Source organism: Streptomyces sp. NPDC055962, assembly GCF_042270185.1.
Lineage (GTDB): Bacteria > Actinomycetota > Actinomycetes > Streptomycetales > Streptomycetaceae > Streptomyces.
Genome location: NZ_JBHJYN010000001.1, coordinates 668,689 through 687,665, shown reverse-complemented (window position 1 = coordinate 687,665; position 18,977 = coordinate 668,689). Strand labels below are relative to the sequence as shown.

The window sequence follows — 18,977 nt, the reverse complement described above, 5'->3', positions numbered from 1 at the left end:
GGCCGCGGCCGGGCCCCGCCTTCCTCCGGTCTACGGGAAGGAGACCACCTGGGACGGGACGGTGGTGTCACCGGACGTGGGGGATCCGGTGTCGTTGATGACGTGTTCGTACTGGCCCTTGCCGCCGAGCGAGACGACGAGCAGGTCGTGGAACTTCACCCCGGGCTTCACCGGGGCCTGGAAGCCGTGCTGCTGGCGGATGGTCGGGTCGACGTTGAAGTAGCAGTAGCTGCCCATGCCCCAGCCCTCGTGGGTGGTGACGGAGTCGTCGACCTTGTAGGCGGCGTATCCCTTGGTGTCGCCGTTCTGGACGGCGGCCTGGTTCGGGGCGTCGTACGCCTTCTCGTTCTGGAAGAAGATCGTCTTCCCGTTCTCGCCGGACCACTGGACGTCGTACTTGTTGAAGTGCTCGACGAACAGGCCGGTGGCCAGCACGTCGTCCCCCTTCACGTGGACGCCGTAGTCGGCCCGGTTGGTCTCCCAGCCGACGCCTTCGCCGTGGTCCGCGCGCCAGACCCAGGTGTGGTCGATGATCGCGTCGTCGCTGTTGACGACGATGCTGGTCGTGGCCTTGCCGGGGCCGGCGCCGCCGATCCGCACGAACACGTCCTGCAACGAGGTCGGGTTGGTTGAGTGGTCGGCCGAGGCGCCGTCGGGGCCGACCTCGACGAGGGTCTCGGAGTTGACCGGGCCCGCGTCGACCAGGAGTCCGGCGAGCTTGACGCCGTCGACGTCGCCGACCTTGATCGCCGTCACGCCGTTGTCCGGGATGATCGTGGCGAGGCCGAGGCCGAGGGCGACGGTGTTCGCGCGGTCGATCTCGATCGGCTGGTCGACGTGGTAGACGCCCGGGGTGAACAGCAGGTGCAGCCCCTGGTCCACCGCCGCGTTGATGGTCTCGGCGCTCGCGCCGGGCTTGACCACGTAGAACTGGTCCAGGGGGATGGACTCGCCCTGCGGGGTGCCGCCCGCCCAGGTCGTACCGCGGGCGTTGGTGCGCTTCGCCGGGACGAAGACCTTGTAGGCGTCGCCGTCCAGGTAGAGGAAGGGCTTCTCACGGGAGACCGGGGTGGTCTCCAGGGTGGTGTACGGCGGCTCGGGGAAGCTCTGGGCGGGCGCGCCCTCGACGCCGGAGAACGTCATGTTCCAGACGCCGTTGCCCCAGCTGCCGATGGAGCTGTCGCGGGTGTACCACTGCTGCTGCGAGTAGGGGCCGACCTGGCCGTCGATCTTGCTGTCGGCGATGTAGCCGCCGCTGGCCCAGCCGTAGCCGTCGGGCGCGAGGTTGAGGCCGCCCTTGACGTGCATGCGGCGGAAGGGGGCGGCCTGGGAGACGGCCCAGCGGTTGGTGCCGCTGACGGGGTTGAGGGCGAGGTTCTCGGCCGAACGCCAGAAGTTCTGGGTGGCGTTGCCGTCGAACCAGCCGGCGTCGACGGTGACGTCACCGTTGAAGGTGGTGTCGTCGGGGTTGAGGCCGAGGCCGGCGATGGAGGTGTAGAAGCCGATCTGGGCGTTGATGTCGTTGTAGGTGCCCGGCTTGAACATCAGGGCGTAGCGGTCGCTGCCGAACTGGTTCGACTCCTGCTTCGTGAAGATCTCGTCGACCTTGCCCTGGATGTCCGGGGTCGAGGGGTCGAAGACCAGGACGTTGGGGCCGAGGTCACCGCCGCCGGCCACCACCTCGGCCTCTTCGCCGAACGCCGACTGTGCCGTGGGGAAGGCCATGAGCAGCGAGACGGCGAGCGCGGCGAAGCCGAGCGCTCTGGTCCTGCGGTGCCTGCGGGGTGCCGTGGGGGGCGTGTGGTGCGGGTGGTGCGTGGGGGGAACGTGCATGGATGGCGTCTCCTGGGTCGTGGTACGGGTGCACGACGGAACTGCGAGAGAGACGAGAGAGCGCTCTCTCGTGTCGCCGATGTAACCGCTGTTGCCTTGGACACGTCAATAGGTGCGCATCAGGAGTCTCGTCCGTTCCCCGTTCGGGCAACCTGTGGCGTCGGCCGTGCGCCGATTGAGGTGTTCTGTGCGCAGTTCGCACCGGCCCTGAGTTCACAAGGTGACCTCAGGGCCCGTAGCCGGCCGGACGAAGCGGACCCGGGCCCGGCCCTTCCGGCCTCCGGTCCGCGTCAGTTGAGCAGTGCCCTGGCGGCCTGGGCGCGGTGGCGGATGGCCTCGGCGGCCGTGGGCTCGATGCCGTCGACGATCTCGGCGTACTCGTCCATCTCCGCCGCCCCGCGCAGGAACTCCCCGCGCTGCACGAGGAGCTGGGCCCGCTCGTAGCGGAGCCTGGCGGGGTGGGAGGGCAGCAGCAGGGAGAGTTCGAGGGCCCACAGCGCCACGTCCGTGCGCTCGGGGCGCGCCGACGCCCAGGCCCGGATGTTGTTCAGGATCCGCAGGACCGTCTCCAGCGGCCTGGCGGGCACCAGCATCGACTGCTCCAGCGGCGTCCCCGTCGCCCCCGCCACCATCAGCTCCGCGTCCTCGCCGCTCAGCGGGGCGCCGCCGGCGAAGGGGTCGGCCAGCACCCGTTCGGCAGGATCGCCGAACCCGACCACGTAGTGGCCCGGGAGCGCCACCCCGTAGACGGGCGCCCCCGCCCGCCGCGCGACCTCGATCCAGACGACGGACAGCAGGATCGGAAGCCCCCGGCGGCGCCGGAGCACCTGCTGGAGCACCGACGAGTCCAGCCGCTGGTAGTCCGCCGACGACCCCGCGAAACCGCAGCGCTCACCGAGCAGTTCGGCGAGGGCGGACGCCCACACCCGGGCACCGCGGGCTCCGTACGGGAGGAGGCCGGCCAGCCGGTCCAGCTCGATCTGCGCCGCGTCGACGCCGTACGGGTCGGCGTCCCCCGCCGAGGGCGGTGACGCCTCCGCGCCCAGTAGCAGGCAGAGGAGCGCGAGGTCCGGCCGCTCGGCGCGCGCCTCCTCGGCGAACCGCTGCCGTCGCTCGGACCTGCCGGGATCATCGGAGCTCATGTGTGACACGTATCCCCGCTGCTGTCTCCGCTACGCGCACCGGAAGTGGTGGTAGCGGTGGTGGGTGGCGAAGCCCATGCCGTCGTAGAGCGCGCGGGCACCTTCATTGTCCGCCTCCACCTGGAGCCAGGCGGCGGAGGCGCCCTCGGCCAGCGCCGTACGGGCCAGGGCCGTCATGACGGCCGTCGCCAGACCGCGGCGCCGTTGCTCCGGGTCCACCTCGACGGCCATGAAGCCGGCCCAGCGCCCGTCCACCACGCAGCGCCCGATCGCGGCGGGCACCCCTTCCGGGCCGTCGCCCGGTACGGAGGCGAACCACACCGAGGGGCCGCTGCCCAGCACCTCCAGCACATGGGGTCCCGGGGTCTCGAAGCGCTGGTACCGGGAGAGCCAGCCGGCTCCGGGCTCCCGGGACGTCCGTACCGCCGACACGTCGTGGTCCAGGTCGCCGATCGGCGCCAGGGACGCGATGCGCACCTCGGCCGTCACCTCGCGCCGCCACCCGTGCTCCTCCAGGTCCGCGCAGAGCCGCTCCTGGGTCCCCTCGGCACCGGTGGCGGCCTGGATGCAGGCGGGCAGGCCCCTTTCGCCGTACCAGCGCCGGACCGTGCCGAGCGCCTCGTCGAGGGGGAGGCCCGGATCGCCGAGCGGCAGCACCGAGTTGGCGCGGCGGGTGAACCCGCCGGCCGCGCGCAGCCGCCAGTCGCCCAGGGGTTCGCTCTCCACGGGCTGCCAGGCGCGCGCGGTGGTGAGGGCGAGTTCACCGAAGGAGGCGGCCGGACCGCGACGGCGCGCCGGGGCCGGGGGCACGACCTTTCCCGCCACCAGTGAGGACTCCGCGATGCGGACGCCCTCGCCGTCCTTCGTGGTGACGGAGAGCACGCCGTCGTCCCACGATGTGAGAACCCCGACCGTGTCGGTGAACTTCGCGCCCTCGCCCGCTGGGCCGACGACGCGCCGCACCGAGACGCGTTTTCCCACGTCATCGGGTGTTATGCGAACCTCGAGCCGTCCGCCCATGGTGAATTCCACAGCTCTGTCTGCCCCTCCTGTTCGGATCGTGCCCCGGAACGGAGATACTAGGGGCGGGCATCGACGACGCCGCGCTCCCGCGCGAGAGCCAACGCCCTACCGAGGAGGAACGACAGCGTGACCTACGTCATCGCGCAGCCTTGTGTCGACGTGAAGGACAAGGCCTGCATCGAAGAGTGCCCCGTGGACTGCATCTACGAGGGCTCCCGGTCCTTGTACATCCACCCGGACGAGTGCGTCGACTGCGGAGCCTGTGAGCCGGTGTGCCCGGTCGAGGCCATCTTCTACGAGGACGACACCCCGGAGGAGTGGAAGGACTACTACAAGGCGAACGTCGAGTTCTTCGACGACCTCGGCTCGCCGGGTGGCGCCTCCAAGCTGGGTCTCATCGAGCGCGACCACGCGTTCATCGCCGCGCTGCCGCCGCAGAACCAGTAGGCGACCGCACCACAGCGCCGCCCGGTCCCGTACGGCTCGTCACCGTGCGGGACCGAGGTGTTTCCCGGCCGCCACGCCCCGTACGAGAAAGCAGAGTTCCGTGTCCGCAGCAGTTCCCGTCTCCTCCCGACTCCCCGTCTTCCCGTGGGACAAGCTCGCGCCGTACAAGGCGACGGCCGTGGCCCACCCGGACGGCATCGTGGACCTCTCGGTCGGCACGCCGGTCGACCCGGTGCCCGAGCTGATCCAGCAGGCGCTGATCGCCGCGGCGGACAGTCCCGGCTATCCGACGGTGTGGGGGACCGAGGCGCTGCGCGACGCCCTGACCGGCTGGGTGGAGCGCAGGCTCGGCGCGGTCGGCGTGCGCCACGAGAACGTGCTGCCGGTCGTCGGCTCCAAGGAGCTCGTGGCCTGGCTGCCGACCCAGCTCGGTCTCGGCGCCGGCGACAAGGTGGCCTACCCCCGGCTCGCCTACCCGACGTACGAGGTCGGTGCCCGGCTCTGCGGCGCCGAACCCGTCGTCTACGACGACCCGACGGAGCTGGACCCCGAGGGGCTGAAGCTGCTCTGGCTCAACTCCCCGTCCAACCCGACGGGCCGGGTGCTGCCCCAGGACGAGCTGACCCGCATCGTCGCCTGGGCGCGCGAGCACGGGGTGCTGGTCTTCAGCGACGAGTGCTACCTGGAGCTCGGCTGGGAGGCGGAGCCCGTCTCCGTGCTCCACGCGGACGTCTGCGGCGGGACGTACGAGGGCGTCGTGGCCGTCCACTCGCTCTCCAAGCGCTCCAACCTCGCCGGCTACCGCGCCGCCTTCGTCGCGGGCGACGCCGCGGTCCTGGGCGAGCTGCTCCAGATCCGCAAGCACGGCGGGATGATGACCGCGGCCCCCGTCCAGGCGGCGACGGTCGCGGCGCTGGGCGACGACGCGCACGTGGCCGAGCAGCGGGAGCGCTACGCGCGCCGGCGCACGGCCCTGAGGGCGGCCCTGGAGGCCCACGGCTTCCGGATCGAGCACAGCGAGGCGAGCCTCTACCTCTGGGCCACGCGCGACGAGCCCTGCTGGGAGACCGTGGCGCATCTCGCGGAGCTCGGCATCCTGGTGGCGCCCGGCGACTTCTACGGACCGGCCGGGGACCGCTTCGTGCGGGTGGCGCTGACGGCCTCGGACGAACGTGTGGAGGCGGCGGTCAAGCGGCTGTCCTAGGGCCCGCGGGGCCCGGTACGGCGAGGGGGCTCCTCCGGTACGGCCTAGGGCTCCTCCGGTACGGCCAAGGGCTCCGGTACGGCGAAGGGGCCTCGGGAGTGCGCACTCCCGAGGCCCCTTCGCATGCCGTACGGCACGGGTGCCGGTGGATCAGCCGATCGGCAGGCCCTTGGTGGGCAGGCCCTTGGTCGGCAGGGAGTCGGTGGACAGCTCGCCGCCCGCGGCGTCGCCGGCCTTCTCCAGGGTCTTGCCGGCGGCGGGCAGAGTCGTGCCGACCACCTTGCCGCCGGTCTCGTTGGCCACGTCGGAGCCCTGCTTGGCGGTGGAGTCCAGGGTGCTGCTGACGCCGGCGCCGTCGAGCGAGGTGAGGCCGCCGAGCGCGGGGGTCTGCGGGAGCCCCGCGGCGCCCGCGGCACCGGCCGCGCCGACCACGGGTGCGGCGCCTGCGGCGATCAGCAGCGCGGCACGGGCGATCCGACGGGTCAGGGGGAGGGACATGATGCTCCTTCGGCGGGACGTCAACGGGTTCGCGGCGGATACGGAATCCGCCTGTCCGGTGATCGGACGCACTGAACAACAGGTCCGGGGGCGGGGAAGGTTGCGGGGCACCGAGGTAAAGAGTGGGTAATGCGTCAGATAATCCGCAACGGAGGAACCCGGGCGAACGGTGCAGGCGCCGAGGCCGTGATGAGCCGTCACTTCCCCTTTTCCCCGCGAGAATCGGCCGGAAATGAGGGGGTGCGGGAAAGGCGGTGCGCGTGGGGTCCGGGTGAGTGCCGAACACCCCTCCCGGATGACAGGCCGTACTACTGAGCGAGCCGCATCCGGACGGTGTGCGCGGGTGATGTCCCGCCTTCCGCGCGTTCGGTCCGCCAGCCCGTGCCGGAGGTCCACACCTTGCCCGCGTACGAGACCTCGTCGATCCGCAGGGTGCCGGCGCGGGCGACCGCCCAGTGGGCGAGCTCCCAGCCGCGCCGGGACGTCGCCCCCTCGTCGGCCGGCACGGGAACCGACACCGTGCTCGTGGCGGCCGAGCCGGCCGACGAGGCGGCGGGCAGGACGTCCTTCCCGAAGGCACGCGTCAGATCGGACCGGACCTCGGCCGCGTCTCCCGGGTCCGCGGCCGTCGCCGCCGACGGCGAACAGGTCAGCGAGGCGGGGGCGCGTCCGGTCAGCGCGGCGGACAGGAGCGCCGCGTCCGGCTCGTGCTTGGCGTACGCCTGGGGGAACCCGCTCTTCTGCACCCGCTGGGCCGCGACGGTCAGGGGCAGCCGCGAGTAGCCGGGGACCTCGGCGAGGTGCTCGTAGAACTTCCCCGACGCGTACACCGGGTCCATGATCTGGGTGGGCGTGCCCCAGCCCTGCGAGGGGCGCTGCTGGAAGAGCCCGAGCGAGTCCCGGTCGCCGTGGTCGATGTTGCGCAGGGCGGACTCCTGCAGCGCGGTCGCCAGCGCGATGGTCACCGCGCGCTCCGGCAGCCCGCGGGTGGTGCCCACGGCGGAGATCGTCGCCGCGTTGGCCGCCTGGTCCGGGGTCAGCTCGTACGTACGCCCCTCGCCCCCGTCGGAGGGCCCCACGGTGCACCGGGGCGCCCCCTTGTGCCCCGAGAGGTACTGCACGGCCAGATAGCCGGCCAGGGCCACGAGCACGGCGAAGGCGGCCGCGACACGGAGGAGGCGGCTGCGGCGAGGGGAGGAGCTGGTCCGGGGCACGGGCCCACCGTACTGGAGGGTACGAGCGGGGACCGAGAGCGTGGTCCCTTAGGCTCGGGGCCATGGATGGACACACGCTCGACCTCGCCCTGGACGGCCCGGAGCTCACCGCGCGGCTGGTCGACTTCCCCTCGGTCAGCGGGCAGGAGAAGGATCTCGCCGACGCCATCGAGGCGGCCCTGCGACCGCTGCCGCACCTGACCGTCGAACGCCACGGCAACAACATCGTGGCCAAGACGCGGCTGGGACGTGCCGAGCGCGTCGTCCTGGCGGGGCACATCGACACCGTCCCGATCGCGGACAACGTCCCGTCCCGGCTCGACGACGACGGCGTGCTGTGGGGATGCGGCACCTCCGACATGAAGTCGGGCGTCGCCGTCCAGCTGCGGATCGCGGCGACGGTGCCGGAGCCCAACCGCGACCTCACGTTCATCTTCTACGACAACGAGGAGGTCGCCGCCCACCTCAACGGCCTCGGGCAGGTGGCCGAGGCGCACCCCGAGTGGCTCGACGCCGACTTCGCCGTCCTGCTGGAGCCCTCCGACGCGCAGGTCGAGGGCGGCTGCCAGGGCACCATCCGGGTGCACCTGCGGCTGGCCGGCGAGCGGGCCCACTCCGCACGCAGCTGGATGGGGGCCAACGCGATCCACGCCGCCGCGCCCGTCCTGGCCAGGCTCGCCGCCTATGAGCCGCGCCGCCCGGTCATCGACGGCCTGGAGTACCGCGAGGGGCTCAACGCCGTGGGCATCGAGGGCGGTGTCGCCACCAACGTCATCCCGGACGCCTGCACCGTGGTGGTCAACTACCGGTACGCGCCCGACCTCTCCCCCGAGCAGGCGGAGGCGCACGTCCGGGAGGTCTTCGCGGACTGCGGCGTCGCCGAATTCACCCTCGACGACCACTCGGGCGCCGCGATGCCCGGCCTCTCACATCCCGCCGCCAAGGCCTTCATGGAGGCGGTCGGCGGCACGGCCCAGCCCAAGTTCGGCTGGACGGACGTCTCCCGCTTCGGCGCGCTCGGCGTTCCCGCGGTGAACTACGGCCCCGGCGACGCGCTGTTCGCGCACAAGCGGGACGAGCACGTGGCGGTCGACCGGATCACCCACTGCGAGGAGCGCCTCCGCTCCTGGCTCACCAGCTGACTCACGGCATTCCCCTGCGCGTAACCTCCGCCGATCTACGCTGAAGCGACACACGCACATCGCAGGTCGGCGGAGGGAGCAGGTCATGGGCAACCCGGAGGACGCACGGATCCCCGAGGGCGCGCAGATTCCCGAGGGCGCGGTGAAGCCCGAGGAACAGCGACTGGGCCCGGTACTGCGTCGCAGGGACCAGGTCCAGCCGGGCACGACCGATCAGCGGCTGCTGGACTCCGAAGGTGATTCGGAGTGGGTGCACACGGACCCCTGGCGGGTCATGCGGATCCAGTCGGAGTTCGTGGAGGGCTTCGGTGCGCTGGCGGAACTGCCCAGCGCCATCAGTGTCTTCGGTTCCGCGCGCACCCCGGCCGACGGACCGGACTACGAGGCCGGCGTCCGGATCGGCAAGGCGCTCGTCGAGGCCGGGTTCGCCGTCATCACGGGCGGCGGCCCCGGGGCGATGGAGGCGGCGAACAAGGGGGCGCGGGAGGCCAAGGGCGTCTCCGTCGGACTCGGCATCGAGCTGCCCTTCGAGTCCGGGCTGAATCCACATGTCGACATCGGCGTCAACTTCCGCTACTTCTTCGTCCGCAAGACGATGTTCGTGAAGTACGCGCAGGGCTTCGTCGTGCTGCCCGGCGGTCTGGGCACGCTGGACGAGCTCTTCGAGGCGCTGACCCTGGTGCAGACGGGCAAGGTGACCCGCTTCCCGATCGTCCTGTTCGGCACGGCGTACTGGGGCGGCCTGGTGGACTGGCTGCGGGACACGGTCGTCGCGGGGGGCAAGGCGTCCGAGCGCGACCTGATGCTGTTCCACGTCACGGACGACGTGGACGAGGCGGTCCGGCTGGTGACGAAGGAGGTCGGCCGGTAGGACTTCACGACGCGCCCCGGCCCGACGCGTCCCTGCCCGACGCGTCCCGGCCTGACGCACCCCGGCCCGACGCGCCCCGTCCGGCGGGTCGGAACCGACCGGTCCGGTCCGGGCCTGCGGGCGGGCCCCCCGGTCCGGCCCGCAGGCCCGGACCGGGGGCGGGGGCGGGGGCGGGGGCGGGCTCAGGCCAGCCCGCGCCGGGCGACCGCGGGCGCCCGGTGGCCGGCGATGGACGAGACCATGTCCAGGACCTGCCGGGTCTCCGCCACCTCGTGCACCCGGTACACCCGCGCACCCAGCCAGGCCGACACCGCCGTCGTCGCCAGTGTCCCGATCACGCGTTCCTTCACGGGCCTGTCGAGCGTCTCCCCGACGAAGTCCTTGTTGGAGAGCGAGACCAGGACCGGCCAGCCCGTCGCCGTCATCTCGTCCAGCCGGCGTGTCGCCTCCAGGGAGTGCCGGGTGTTCTTCCCGAAGTCGTGCCCCGGGTCGATCATGATCCCGTCCGGCCTGACCCCGAGCTCCACGGCCCGCTCGGCGAGCCCCAGGGTCACCTCCAGGATGTCCGCCGTCACGTCGTCGTAGGCGACCCTGTGCGGCCGCGTACGAGGCTCCGCGCCCCCGGCGTGCGTGCACACGAGCCCCGCCCCGTACCGCCCGGCCACCTCCGCCAGCTTCGGGTCGACGCCGCCCCAGGCGTCGTTCAGCACGTCCGCCCCCGCCTCGCAGACGGCCTCGCCCACGTCGTGGCGCCAGGTGTCCACGCTGATCACCACGTCCGGATGGCGCCGGCGCACCTCGGCGACGAAGCCGACCGTGCGGCGCGCCTCCTCCTGGGCCGTCACCTCCTCGCCGGGACCGGCCTTCACCCCGCCGATGTCGATGATCGCCGCGCCCTCCGCGACGGCCTGCTCGACCCGGGAGAGCGCGGGCTCGTCGCGGAACGTCGCGCCCTGGTCGTAGAAGGAATCGGGCGTCCGGTTCACGATCGCCATGACCACCCGCTCGTCCGGTCCGAATTCCCGCCGCCCCAGCCTGAGCGCCGCGCTTCGCATCCCTGGTTCCTCCTGTAGCTCGCCTGCGCCTGCGACCCTAACTGTCGGTGGCGCATGGCACGATCTGACCTGGACAGGTATTCCGCTCCCGGGGAGATGCACGTGTTCTGGTTCTTGCTGCTCACGATGGCCGTGGTCGTGGCCGCGGTCACCCTGGCGGTGGTCGGTGGAGGCGGAAGCGCGGTGCTGCAGGACGTCGAGCCCGAGAGGCTCACCGACCCGCTGCCCACGAACCGGCCCGTCGGCCGCGCCGATGTCGAGTCCTTGCGGCTGCCCATGGCCGTGCGGGGCTACCGCATGGCGGACGTCGACGAGGCGCTCGGCAGGCTCGGCGCCGAGCTGGCCGAGCGGGACGCCCACATCGCGGAGCTCGAATCGGCACTGGCCGGTGCCCAGGCGACCGCGGTGAACGGCCCCGACCTGTTCAAGCGCCCCGGCGAGCCGCCCGCAGCCGAGGACGCTCCCCACGACGAGGAGGGCGGACGGTGAGCGGCGCCGAGCCGGCGGCGGACGGGCGCCTGCGCTGTCCCTGGGGCCTGTCCACCGAGGACTACCTCGCCTACCACGACACCGAGTGGGGCCGCCCCGTCCACGGCGACGACGCCCTCTTCGAGCGGCTCTGCCTGGAGGCGTTCCAGTCGGGGCTCTCCTGGCTGACGATCCTGCGCCGCCGCGAGGGCTTCCGCAGGGCGTTCGCCGGATTCAAGATCTCCGCCGTGGCGGAGTTCACCGACACCGACAAGGAACGGCTCCTCGCCGACGCCGGGATCATCCGCAACCGGGCGAAGATCGACGCCACACTCGCCAACGCCGAGGTGCTGGCCGGCTGGGACACGGGCGAGCTGGACGCGCTCATCTGGTCGCACGCCCCCGACCCGGCCACGCGCCCGGCCCCGCGCGCCCTCGGTGACGTCCCGGCGGTCACCCCCGAGTCCACGGCGCTGGCCAAGGACCTCAAGAAGCGGTCCATCCGCTTCGTCGGCCCCACGACCGCGTACGCCCTGATGCAGGCCTGCGGTCTGGTCGACGACCACCTGGCCGACTGCGTGGCCCGGGGCGGCGGCCGGTAGCCCTACCTGCCGAGGTACTTCGGCCGCTGCTTGGCGAGGAAGGCCTCGACCGCGATCGTGTGGTCCTGCGACGCGCCCGCCCTCGTCTGGAGTTCGTCCTCCTTCTCCAGCGTCTCCGCGAGCGTGTGCCCGGCGCCGTAGGCCATGGAGGCCTTGAGGGCCGCGTAGGCGACCGTCGGTCCGTCCGCCAGGGCGCGGGCCACCGCGTGCGCCTCCTTCGCCAGGTCGGCGGCCGGCACCACCTTGTTCGCGATCCCCAGCTCGTAGGCGTCCTGGGCGGAGATCGACCGCGGGAAGAACAGCAGGTCGGCGGCGCGGCTCGCGCCGATCAGCCGGGGCAGGGTCCAGGAGACGCCCGAGTCGGCGGTCAGCGCCACGCCCGCGAAGGACGTGTTGAAGGACGCGGTGTCGGCGACCACGCGGTAGTCGGCGGCGAGCGCGAACCCGAAGCCCGCCCCCGCGGCCACCCCGTTGACCCCCGCGACGACGGGCTTCTCCATCTCCGTGAGGGCCCGGACGATGGGGTTGTAGTGCTCCTTCACCGTGCTCAGCGCGTTGCCGCCGTCCGGTTCGCGCGCCTCGGTGAGCTTGGCGACGTGCTCCTTGAGGTCCTGGCCGACACAGAAGGCGCGCCCGGTGGCGGTGAGCAGAACCGCCCGCACGGCGGGGTCGTCGGCGGCCGCCCTGAGCGCGTCGCGGAGCGCGACCTTGGCGGCGGTGTTCATGGCGTTCATCGCGTCGGGCCGGTTGATCGTGATCGTCGCGAGCCCGTCGCTCACGTCCGTGAGCACGGTGTCAGCCATGGTGTCGGCCATTCCTCAGTCCCCTTACGGCTCCGGCATTGTGCCTGTCCAGGCAAGCATGGCGGACTCCGGGCGGCCCGGACATGTGACCTGCGTCTAACGATTGGACCTCGGCGGGCGGTCGGCGGTGGCGCAGTATCGCAGTTGGATCGCCGAATTGGGTGGTTTTGGGAAAGCGCGTTGCGCAAGCGATGCAGACCGATGTTGGTCATCGGGGTCTCCGATGCGGGATAATGCGGAGGAAGCATTGTGTTCGACGCCGGTGAGGCAGCGCCTGTCATGGAGCCGCCGGCTGCGATGAGCTGGTTTCAGGAAGGGGAACGAGCATGGCGGCCATGAAGCCGCGGACGGGCGACGGCCCGCTCGAGGTGACAAAGGAGGGGCGGGGCATCGTCATGCGCGTTCCGCTCGAAGGCGGCGGTCGGCTTGTCGTCGAGCTGACTCCGGACGAGGCCGATGCACTCGGTGACGCGCTGAAGAAGGTCGTCGGCTGAGGCGTAGGAGCCCACACTTCACTGCTGCCCCGGCACGGATTCCGTGCCGGGGCAGCAGTGCGTCATGGTCCGCCCCGGCGTGCGTCCCGCACGGGGCTGCTCGCCCGCCGTGCCCGGCCGGCGAGCAGCCGCGGCGCACAGGGGCTCAGCCGCGCCGCACCGCGCACAGCAGCCCGTCGCCCACCGGCAGCAGGGTCGCCATGAGTTCCTGGCTCTCGCGCACGGCCCGCAGCAGTTCCCGCAGGCGCAGCACCTCGGCCGGCTGCGCGGCGGAGTCGATCGTGCGGCCGTCCGCGAAGACGCCCTCGAAACAGACCAGGCCGCCCGGCCGCAGCAGGCGCAACGATTCAGCGAGGCAGTCGAGGCTCTCGAGCCGGTCGCCGTCGCAGAAGACGAGGTCGTACCCGCCGTCCGCGAGCCGCGGCAGCACGTCGAGGGCGCGCCCCGGGATGAAGCGGGCCCGGTTCGTCGCGAAGCCGGCGGCACGGAAGGCCTCACGGGCGAACTGCTGGCGTTCGGGCTCCGGGTCGACGGTGGTCAGTACGCCGTCCGGCCGCATGCCCTGCAGCAGATAGATACCGGACACGCCGGTTCCGGTGCCGATCTCGGCGACGGCCTTGGCGTCCGCGGTGGCAGCGAGCAGGCGCAGTGCCGCACCGGTGCCCGAGGACACCGGGCGGAGCCCTGTCTCGTGGGCCCGGTCCCGGGCCCAGAGCAGAGCTTCTTCCTCGGCGACAAAGGCGTCGGCGAATGCCCAGCTCGTCTGCCGGTTGGCGGTAATGACCCTCTCCTGTCCCCGTAGTTGGCGCAACGGTGACTGTATCCGCTGGACCCGGGAACCCGCTGATGGGACCAGGCGTTAGGAAGGGGCGGAGGGGAACGCGCGGACCGGCCGGTCGAGCCGGGCCCGGAATGTTCCTCTTGCCCCCGCGACACCGGGGCACGAGCAGGTAAAAAGGCTTATCCGGAGCTAACGGGCGAGGTGGCTATGGTAGGGGCTCCACTGGACACCACCAGAGCCGATAGGGGAGGTGCGGCTGTGCCTGTGGATCGGAGAGGTGCGCTGCGGCGCTTTCTCAGGTCGGCGGGTGAGCCGAAATCCGTGACCGACATTGCTGACCGTTCTTCCAACGATTCCGCACCGACCGCGACCTTCGCCTCAGATGCGGATTCCCAGGCGTGGACCCCGCCCTCATGGGAAGAGATCGTCAGCACGCACAGCGCCCGGGTGTACCGCCTCGCCTACCGGCTGACGGGTAACCAGCACGACGCAGAGGACCTCACCCAGGAGGTCTTCGTCCGCGTCTTCCGGTCGCTGTCGACCTACACACCCGGCACCTTCGAGGGCTGGCTGCACAGGATCACGACGAATCTCTTCCTGGACATGGTCCGCCGCAAGCAGCGGATCCGTTTCGACTCCCTCGGCGACGACGCGGCCGAACGGCTGCCGAGCCGTGAGCCGTCCCCGCAGCAGGTCTTCAACGACACGCACTTCGACGCGGACGTGCAGCAGGCGCTGGACACCCTCGCGCCCGAATTCCGCGCCGCGGTCGTGCTCTGCGACATCGAGGGCCTCTCGTACGAGGAGATCGCCGCCACGCTCGGCGTCAAGCTCGGCACGGTGCGCAGCCGCATCCACCGGGGCCGTTCCCACCTGCGCAAGGCGCTCCAGCACCGTTCGCCCGAGGCGCGGGCCGAGCAGCGTTCCCTCGCGGACGCGGTCCTGGCGGGGGAGGGCGGTACGGCGTGAGTGGCACAGGTCCGACCCCCGCGGAACAGCACCTGGGGGACCGGCTCGCCGCGCTTGTCGACGGCGAGCTCAAACACGACGCCCGGGAGCGGGTCCTGGCCCATCTGGCGACCTGTGCCAGGTGCAAGTCCGAAGCCGACTCCCAGCGGCGGCTGAAGAGCGCCTTCGCGACCTCCGCCGCTCCCTCGCCCTCCGAGGGCTTCCTCGCGCGTCTCCAGGGCCTCCCCGGTGGGCCCAGCGGCAGGGACGACGGACCCGGTGACGGCTTCGGCGCCGGCCGGCGCTTCGGCGAAGGGGTCTTCCCCGTACGGGGGTCCGGCGGGCCCGCGGAGCCGGAGCGTTCACCGCTGGACGGCTTCGGCTACCTCCCCGCACCTCACGGCTCGACCGCCGTGCTGCCGGGCGGCCCGTCCGCCCCCGGCTTCCGCATCCACGACGTGGGCCGGGACGCGGACCGCTCGCCCTGGCGCGCCCGGCGCTTCGCGTTCGTCGCCGCCAGCGCGGTCTCGCTCGCGGCCATCGCACTGGGTGGCTCCCTCCCGCTCGACTACGGTCCCGAACCGCCCCTCAGCGCCGAGGGCGCGGGCAGCAGCACGCCCGCACTCGCCGCCGGGGACCGGACCGGCGGTGCCACAGCGGCGAGCCGCAGCGGTGGAGGCGCCCTGGCGGTCGGGGACGACCGGGGCCCCCTGCCCGGCGTCACGCCGTCCGCGTCCGTGCGCCCCGCGCTCGCCTCCTCACCCACGCTGCTGAGCACCTCGGCCGTCAGCGGCGGCACCTTCGCCTTCCCGGCTCTGAACGTCGCCGTGCCCCCGCTGATACGCCCGACCGGCGCCGGCCCGCTGTATTCGGCCGCGCTCGGAGGGGGAGCGGAGCCCGAGCGGGCCGTGCCGTCCGCCACGGCCTCCGCCCCGCAGCTGCGCGACGGGGCGACGCCTCTCACCCCGCTGCGCTGAGAAGGGCCCTGCGCGCGGAATCGCAAACCTGGTTGAATTCCGGCAGGGACGCCTCCGTGGGGCGTGCGAGGGCCAGTTGCGGGGAGAGCATGGACGACGGGAAGCCCAGCGGGCCGAAGACGAAGTGGTGGAGCCGTCCTTCGACGGAGCGGAACCGTCCGGCCGGACCGGAGGGCGACGCGTCGTCCGGGGCGGAGTCCGCCGGGGCGCGCGCCGGCGAGGCCGTCGCGCGTCCGGCCGGGGAGCCGCCCGCGGCGGTGACACCGGACGGCGACTTCACCCCCGCCCCGCCCACCGGCGACTTCATCCCGGCACCCCCTGCCGCCGCGCCGGATGCACAGGCGTCCCCGGCCGCCCTGCCGGACGAACCAGTACCTCCGGCCGCCGTGCCGGACGCACAGGAGATCCGGGGGGCCGCCCTGCCGGACGAACCGGCACCCCCGGCCCCCGTGCCGCCGGCCGCGGAGCACCCGCTGCCCCGTGCGCAGCCGCTGCACGCGCCCGACGAGTACAGCACCCCTCCCTACGGCGACCCCGGCCCCTGGGCGCCCGCACCGCCGGTGCAGCGTCCGGTGCCGACCCCGGCCCACGGGACCCCCGTACCACCGCCCTACGCGGGGACGGACGGTCACGGCATGCCCGCGCCCCTTCCCGGCACCACCCCCGGGCAGGGCGGCCACGGCCATGCCGAGGCCTACGCACCCCCGCCCGCGCCCCCCACGGTGCCCCAGCAGCCCGCGGCGCCCCAGACCCTCCAGCATCCCGCTCCGGCCCGGCAGTCCCCGCAGCCGGCCTCGCAGTGGCTGCGCTACGACCCCTGGGGCACGCTCCCGCAGCAGCCGCTCAGCCACCCCGGCCCCGCCCCGGACGCGCGGACGGGCCGGAGCCGCCGGGGAACGATCCTCGTCGGAGCTGCGCTGCTCGCGCTCGTCGCGGGTGGGATCGGCGGCGGGATCGGCGCGTACGTCGAGCGCAACGGCGGCCTGACCACGGTCGAACTGCCGCAGGCCGGCCCGGACGACGGCGGCCGGGCCCCCGACAGCGTCGCCGGCATCGCCTCCAGAGCACTGCCCAGCGTGGTCACCCTGCACGTCAGCGGCTCCGCCGAGTCCGGCACGGGCACCGGCTTCGTCCTCGACGGCAGCGGCCACATCCTCACCAACAACCACGTGGTCGCCCCCGCGGGCTCCACCGGCGACATCACCGTGACGTTCAGCAGCGGGGAGAGCGCGCCCGCCGAGGTCGTCGGCAAGGACAGCGGCTACGACCTCGCCGTGGTCAAGGTGACCGGTGTCTCGGGCCTCAAGCCCCTGCCGCTCGGGAACTCCGACAACGTGCGGGTCGGCGACCCGGTGGTGGCCATCGGCGCGCCGTTCGACCTGTCCAACACGGTCACCTCGGGCATCATCAGCGCCAAGGAGCGGCCCATCACCGCGGGCGGCGAGAAGGGCGACGGGAGCGACGTCAGCTACGTCGACGCGCTCCAGACCGACGCGCCCATCAACCCGGGCAACTCCGGAGGCCCCCTGGTGGACACCGACGCCCGGGTGATCGGCATCAACAGCGCCATCCGCGCCGCCGACAGCGGATCCGTTCCCGACGGCGGCCAGTCAGGCTCCATCGGCCTCGGCTTCGCGATACCGATCAACCAGGGCAAGCGGGTCGCCGAGGAGCTGATCAACACCGGCAAGGCGACCCACCCGGTGATCGGCGTCACGCTGGACATGGAGTTCACCGGCGACGGGGCCAAGGTCGGCGGCGGAACGGCGGGCGGCGGGCCCGCGGTGACCGAGGACGGACCGGCCGCCGACGCGGGCATCCGGTCGGGTGACGTCATCACCGAGGTGGACGGCCGGCGGGTGCACAGCGGCGAGGAACTGATCGTCAAGATCCGCGCCCACCGGCCCGGCGACCGGCTGGCTCTGGTCCTGACCCGCGGAGGCAAGGACCTGACCATGACGTTGACGCTCGGTTCGGCGAGCGGCACCTGACGGCCACCGGCAGGTACCGCACGGACAGCTTCGCCGGGTACCGTGGAGCGGTCCGGGCCCCCGACGACCTGGCGGCGGAGACCACGCAGGGAACACGAGGAGCAGCAAGGTGTTCAATGACATAGGCGCACTCGAGCTGCTGACGCTCGTGGTTCTCGCCGTGCTCGTATTCGGCCCGGAGAAGCTGCCGAAGGTCATCCAGGACGTCACGCGCACGATCCGCAAGATCCGTGAGTTCTCGGACAGCGCGAAGGAAGACATCCGCTCGGAGCTGGGACCGCAGTTCAAGGACTTCGAGTTCGAGGACCTCAACCCCAAGACGTTCGTCCGCAAGCAGCTCATGGACGGGAACGACGAGCTGGGGCTCAAGGAGATCCGCGAGAGCTTCGACCTGCGCAAGGAGATGGCCGAGGTCACCGACGCGGTGAACGGCCGTGAGAGCGCCTCGTCCAGCGGCACCGCGGAGCCGGGCACCGCCGCTGCCGCCGGGGCCGCGGCCGCGCCCGACCTCCTGAAGAAGCCCGCGCAGCCCGCCAAGGACGACCGCCCGCCCTTCGACGCAGACGCCACCTGAGACCGGTCAATCCCGGCTCGTCCGGACGGTATGGCTATTCTCCATCTGTCCGGTTGCGAGGTTGCCCATGCCCACGGGGGGAGGGCCGCTCCGGATCAGCGAATGATCGAGGAGGCGGCCGGACAGTGGAGACGACGAGTCGGGCAGGGGCGGACGGTGCGCCCAGCACAGTCACCGCGGAGGGATTGCCGGCGACCCGGCGTACTGTCGACGGCTATCTCAAGGCGCCGTTCCCCTGGTACGGCCTGGACGAGGCGTTCACGGGACCGCGCTGGCTGATGCACGTCACGGCGGCGGCGGACGACACGGTGCAGCACGGGTCCACCGGGCACGGCGAGGAGCCCGTCGTACGGGCGGACGCCGGTGCGGAGAAGGCGCGTTTCGCGGTGGTCGTGACCGTGGGCAGCAACCCCGTCCGGCACAGCGACGACGGCACGGGGGTGCTGGACGCGACCACGGTCTCGTCGGCCGCCTGGCTGGCGGGCTCCGGGCTGCTGGACTGCACCTGGCCCCCGCAGATGGACCACACCCTGCGTGGCGAATGGCTGAACCAGCAGACCGAGACCGCGTTCGAGATCGCGGACGATCTGGACCGCGCGCCCTGGTCGACGCTGTCCCTGCCCGTGGACGGCGTACCGGTGGACTTCCACTACCGCGAGTCCGAGTTCGGCTGGGTGCTCGCGGGCTCCGCCCCCGACGGGGTGCACATCGGCGCGTACGGGCGCGGCATGAGCGCCTACGGCCTGGGGTTCGCGGTGATCGGCGACATCGCCTCGTACGAGAACTGAGCCGCCGGGGACCGGGCGGCACGACCGACGGGCGGGGGCGGCCTCCTGATCAGGAGGCCGCCCCCGCCCGGGGGGGGGGGCCGGGCCGGGTGGGGGGGGGGGGGGCCCGCGCCCTGGCCGGC

General features: G+C 72.5%; 20 protein-coding genes. 12 read left to right on the top strand and 8 right to left on the bottom strand.

Going from position 1 to position 18,977, the window contains the following annotated elements; genetic code table 11:
• Window positions 1–30: 30 nt before the first annotated feature.
• The 3 genes from ACFC51_RS03065 to ACFC51_RS03055 all read right to left on the bottom strand — a co-directional run bounded on the left by ACFC51_RS03065 (window position 31) and on the right by ACFC51_RS03055 (window position 4,007).
• Complete coding sequence (locus ACFC51_RS03065; RefSeq protein WP_376526723.1) at window positions 31–1,833, bottom strand: coagulation factor 5/8 type domain-containing protein; 1,803 nt, start codon at window positions 1,831–1,833, stop codon at window positions 31–33.
• Between the two features lie 290 nt (window positions 1,834–2,123).
• Window positions 2,124–2,975, bottom strand: a complete 852-nt coding sequence (locus tag ACFC51_RS03060) for a transglutaminase-like domain-containing protein (RefSeq protein WP_376372371.1) — start codon at window positions 2,973–2,975, stop codon at window positions 2,124–2,126.
• Window positions 2,976–3,005: 30 nt separating this feature from the next.
• Complete coding sequence (locus tag ACFC51_RS03055; protein WP_376526720.1) at window positions 3,006–4,007, bottom strand: GNAT family N-acetyltransferase; 1,002 nt, start codon at window positions 4,005–4,007, stop codon at window positions 3,006–3,008.
• Window positions 4,008–4,124: 117 nt separating this feature from the next.
• Between ACFC51_RS03055 and fdxA the strand changes: the two genes are divergently transcribed.
• Together fdxA and ACFC51_RS03045 are read left to right on the top strand one after the other, a co-directional pair.
• A complete protein-coding gene (gene fdxA / locus ACFC51_RS03050) occupies window positions 4,125–4,445 on the top strand; it encodes a ferredoxin (protein ID WP_014154250.1) in 321 nt (106 codons plus the stop codon).
• 100 nt (window positions 4,446–4,545) lie between these two features.
• Window positions 4,546–5,649 carry a bifunctional succinyldiaminopimelate transaminase/glutamate-prephenate aminotransferase gene (locus ACFC51_RS03045; protein ID WP_376526717.1) on the top strand — a complete coding sequence of 368 codons (1,104 nt, stop codon included), beginning with the start codon at window positions 4,546–4,548 and terminating at the stop codon, window positions 5,647–5,649.
• 150 nt (window positions 5,650–5,799) lie between these two features.
• Here ACFC51_RS03045 and ACFC51_RS03040 read toward each other — a convergent pair whose 3' ends face one another.
• Together ACFC51_RS03040 and ACFC51_RS03035 are read right to left on the bottom strand one after the other, a co-directional pair.
• Entirely contained in the window at window positions 5,800–6,147 is a 348-nt protein-coding gene (locus tag ACFC51_RS03040; RefSeq protein WP_376372380.1) for an ATP-binding protein, read from the bottom strand.
• Between the two features lie 308 nt (window positions 6,148–6,455).
• Window positions 6,456–7,361 carry a hypothetical protein gene (locus tag ACFC51_RS03035; protein ID WP_376372383.1) on the bottom strand — a complete coding sequence of 302 codons (906 nt, stop codon included), beginning with the start codon at window positions 7,359–7,361 and terminating at the stop codon, window positions 6,456–6,458.
• A 62-nt stretch (window positions 7,362–7,423) separates the two neighbouring features.
• Here ACFC51_RS03035 and dapE point away from each other — a divergent pair, with 62 nt between their 5' ends.
• Both dapE and ACFC51_RS03025 read left to right on the top strand, forming a co-directional pair.
• Window positions 7,424–8,503: a succinyl-diaminopimelate desuccinylase gene (gene dapE / locus ACFC51_RS03030; protein ID WP_376526714.1), complete on the top strand. Its 1,080-nt coding sequence runs from the start codon at window positions 7,424–7,426 to the stop codon at window positions 8,501–8,503.
• A gap of 85 nt (window positions 8,504–8,588) precedes the next feature.
• Window positions 8,589–9,374, top strand: coding sequence for a TIGR00730 family Rossman fold protein (locus tag ACFC51_RS03025; RefSeq protein ID WP_376372389.1), 786 nt, complete (start codon window positions 8,589–8,591; stop codon window positions 9,372–9,374).
• Window positions 9,375–9,556: 182 nt separating this feature from the next.
• On the opposite strand, the gene folP is transcribed toward ACFC51_RS03025, so the two are convergent.
• Window positions 9,557–10,429: a dihydropteroate synthase gene (folP, locus tag ACFC51_RS03020; protein ID WP_376372392.1), complete on the bottom strand. Its 873-nt coding sequence runs from the start codon at window positions 10,427–10,429 to the stop codon at window positions 9,557–9,559.
• A 96-nt stretch (window positions 10,430–10,525) separates the two neighbouring features.
• Between folP and ACFC51_RS03015 the strand changes: the two genes are divergently transcribed.
• Both ACFC51_RS03015 and ACFC51_RS03010 read left to right on the top strand, forming a co-directional pair.
• Entirely contained in the window at window positions 10,526–10,918 is a 393-nt protein-coding gene (locus ACFC51_RS03015; RefSeq protein ID WP_376372424.1) for a DivIVA domain-containing protein, read from the top strand.
• Entirely contained in the window at window positions 10,915–11,499 is a 585-nt protein-coding gene (locus ACFC51_RS03010) for a DNA-3-methyladenine glycosylase I (RefSeq protein WP_376526712.1), read from the top strand. Before ACFC51_RS03015 ends, ACFC51_RS03010 begins: the two co-directional genes overlap by 4 nt.
• A 2-nt stretch (window positions 11,500–11,501) precedes the next feature.
• On the opposite strand, the gene ACFC51_RS03005 is transcribed toward ACFC51_RS03010, so the two are convergent.
• Entirely contained in the window at window positions 11,502–12,314 is an 813-nt protein-coding gene (locus tag ACFC51_RS03005) for an enoyl-CoA hydratase/isomerase family protein (protein WP_376526709.1), read from the bottom strand.
• 314 nt (window positions 12,315–12,628) lie between these two features.
• Between ACFC51_RS03005 and ACFC51_RS03000 the strand changes: the two genes are divergently transcribed.
• Window positions 12,629–12,796, top strand: coding sequence for a DUF3117 domain-containing protein (locus ACFC51_RS03000; RefSeq protein ID WP_003966491.1), 168 nt, complete (start codon window positions 12,629–12,631; stop codon window positions 12,794–12,796).
• 145 nt (window positions 12,797–12,941) lie between these two features.
• On the opposite strand, the gene ACFC51_RS02995 is transcribed toward ACFC51_RS03000, so the two are convergent.
• A complete protein-coding gene (locus ACFC51_RS02995) occupies window positions 12,942–13,607 on the bottom strand; it encodes an O-methyltransferase (protein WP_099174635.1) in 666 nt (221 codons plus the stop codon).
• A 177-nt stretch (window positions 13,608–13,784) separates the two neighbouring features.
• On the opposite strand from ACFC51_RS02995, the gene sigE reads away from it, so the two are divergent.
• The 5 genes from sigE to ACFC51_RS02970 all read left to right on the top strand — a co-directional run bounded on the left by sigE (window position 13,785) and on the right by ACFC51_RS02970 (window position 18,855).
• A complete protein-coding gene (sigE, locus tag ACFC51_RS02990; RefSeq protein ID WP_376526706.1) occupies window positions 13,785–14,546 on the top strand; it encodes an RNA polymerase sigma factor SigE in 762 nt (253 codons plus the stop codon).
• Entirely contained in the window at window positions 14,543–15,502 is a 960-nt protein-coding gene (locus tag ACFC51_RS02985) for a zf-HC2 domain-containing protein (RefSeq protein WP_376372401.1), read from the top strand. Before sigE ends, ACFC51_RS02985 begins: the two co-directional genes overlap by 4 nt.
• An 89-nt stretch (window positions 15,503–15,591) precedes the next feature.
• Window positions 15,592–17,493, top strand: a complete 1,902-nt coding sequence (locus ACFC51_RS02980) for a trypsin-like peptidase domain-containing protein (RefSeq protein WP_376526703.1) — start codon at window positions 15,592–15,594, stop codon at window positions 17,491–17,493.
• 109 nt (window positions 17,494–17,602) lie between these two features.
• Window positions 17,603–18,067 carry a sec-independent translocase gene (locus ACFC51_RS02975; protein WP_376372407.1) on the top strand — a complete coding sequence of 155 codons (465 nt, stop codon included), beginning with the start codon at window positions 17,603–17,605 and terminating at the stop codon, window positions 18,065–18,067.
• Window positions 18,068–18,192: 125 nt separating this feature from the next.
• Window positions 18,193–18,855, top strand: a complete 663-nt coding sequence (locus ACFC51_RS02970; protein WP_376372409.1) for a hypothetical protein — start codon at window positions 18,193–18,195, stop codon at window positions 18,853–18,855.
• The last annotated feature ends 122 nt before the right edge of the window (window positions 18,856–18,977 follow it).

Bases quoted from the DNA above. Each gene is read 5' to 3' on its own strand.
- folP (WP_376372392.1), bottom strand. From the start codon at position 10,429: ATGCGAAGCGCGGCGCTCAGGCTGGGGCGGCGGGAATTCGGACCGGAC.
- ACFC51_RS03005 (WP_376526709.1), bottom strand. From the start codon at position 12,314: ATGGCCGACACCATGGCTGACACCGTGCTCACGGACGTGAGCGACGGG.
- ACFC51_RS02980 (WP_376526703.1), top strand. From the start codon at position 15,592: ATGGACGACGGGAAGCCCAGCGGGCCGAAGACGAAGTGGTGGAGCCGT.
- ACFC51_RS03025 (WP_376372389.1), top strand. From the start codon at position 8,589: ATGGGCAACCCGGAGGACGCACGGATCCCCGAGGGCGCGCAGATTCCC.
- sigE (WP_376526706.1), top strand. From the start codon at position 13,785: ATGGTAGGGGCTCCACTGGACACCACCAGAGCCGATAGGGGAGGTGCG.
- ACFC51_RS03060 (WP_376372371.1), bottom strand. From the start codon at position 2,975: ATGAGCTCCGATGATCCCGGCAGGTCCGAGCGACGGCAGCGGTTCGCC.
- ACFC51_RS03065 (WP_376526723.1), bottom strand. From the start codon at position 1,833: ATGCACGTTCCCCCCACGCACCACCCGCACCACACGCCCCCCACGGCA.
- ACFC51_RS03000 (WP_003966491.1), top strand. From the start codon at position 12,629: ATGGCGGCCATGAAGCCGCGGACGGGCGACGGCCCGCTCGAGGTGACA.
- dapE (WP_376526714.1), top strand. From the start codon at position 7,424: ATGGATGGACACACGCTCGACCTCGCCCTGGACGGCCCGGAGCTCACC.
- ACFC51_RS03040 (WP_376372380.1), bottom strand. From the start codon at position 6,147: ATGTCCCTCCCCCTGACCCGTCGGATCGCCCGTGCCGCGCTGCTGATC.
- ACFC51_RS03015 (WP_376372424.1), top strand. From the start codon at position 10,526: ATGCACGTGTTCTGGTTCTTGCTGCTCACGATGGCCGTGGTCGTGGCC.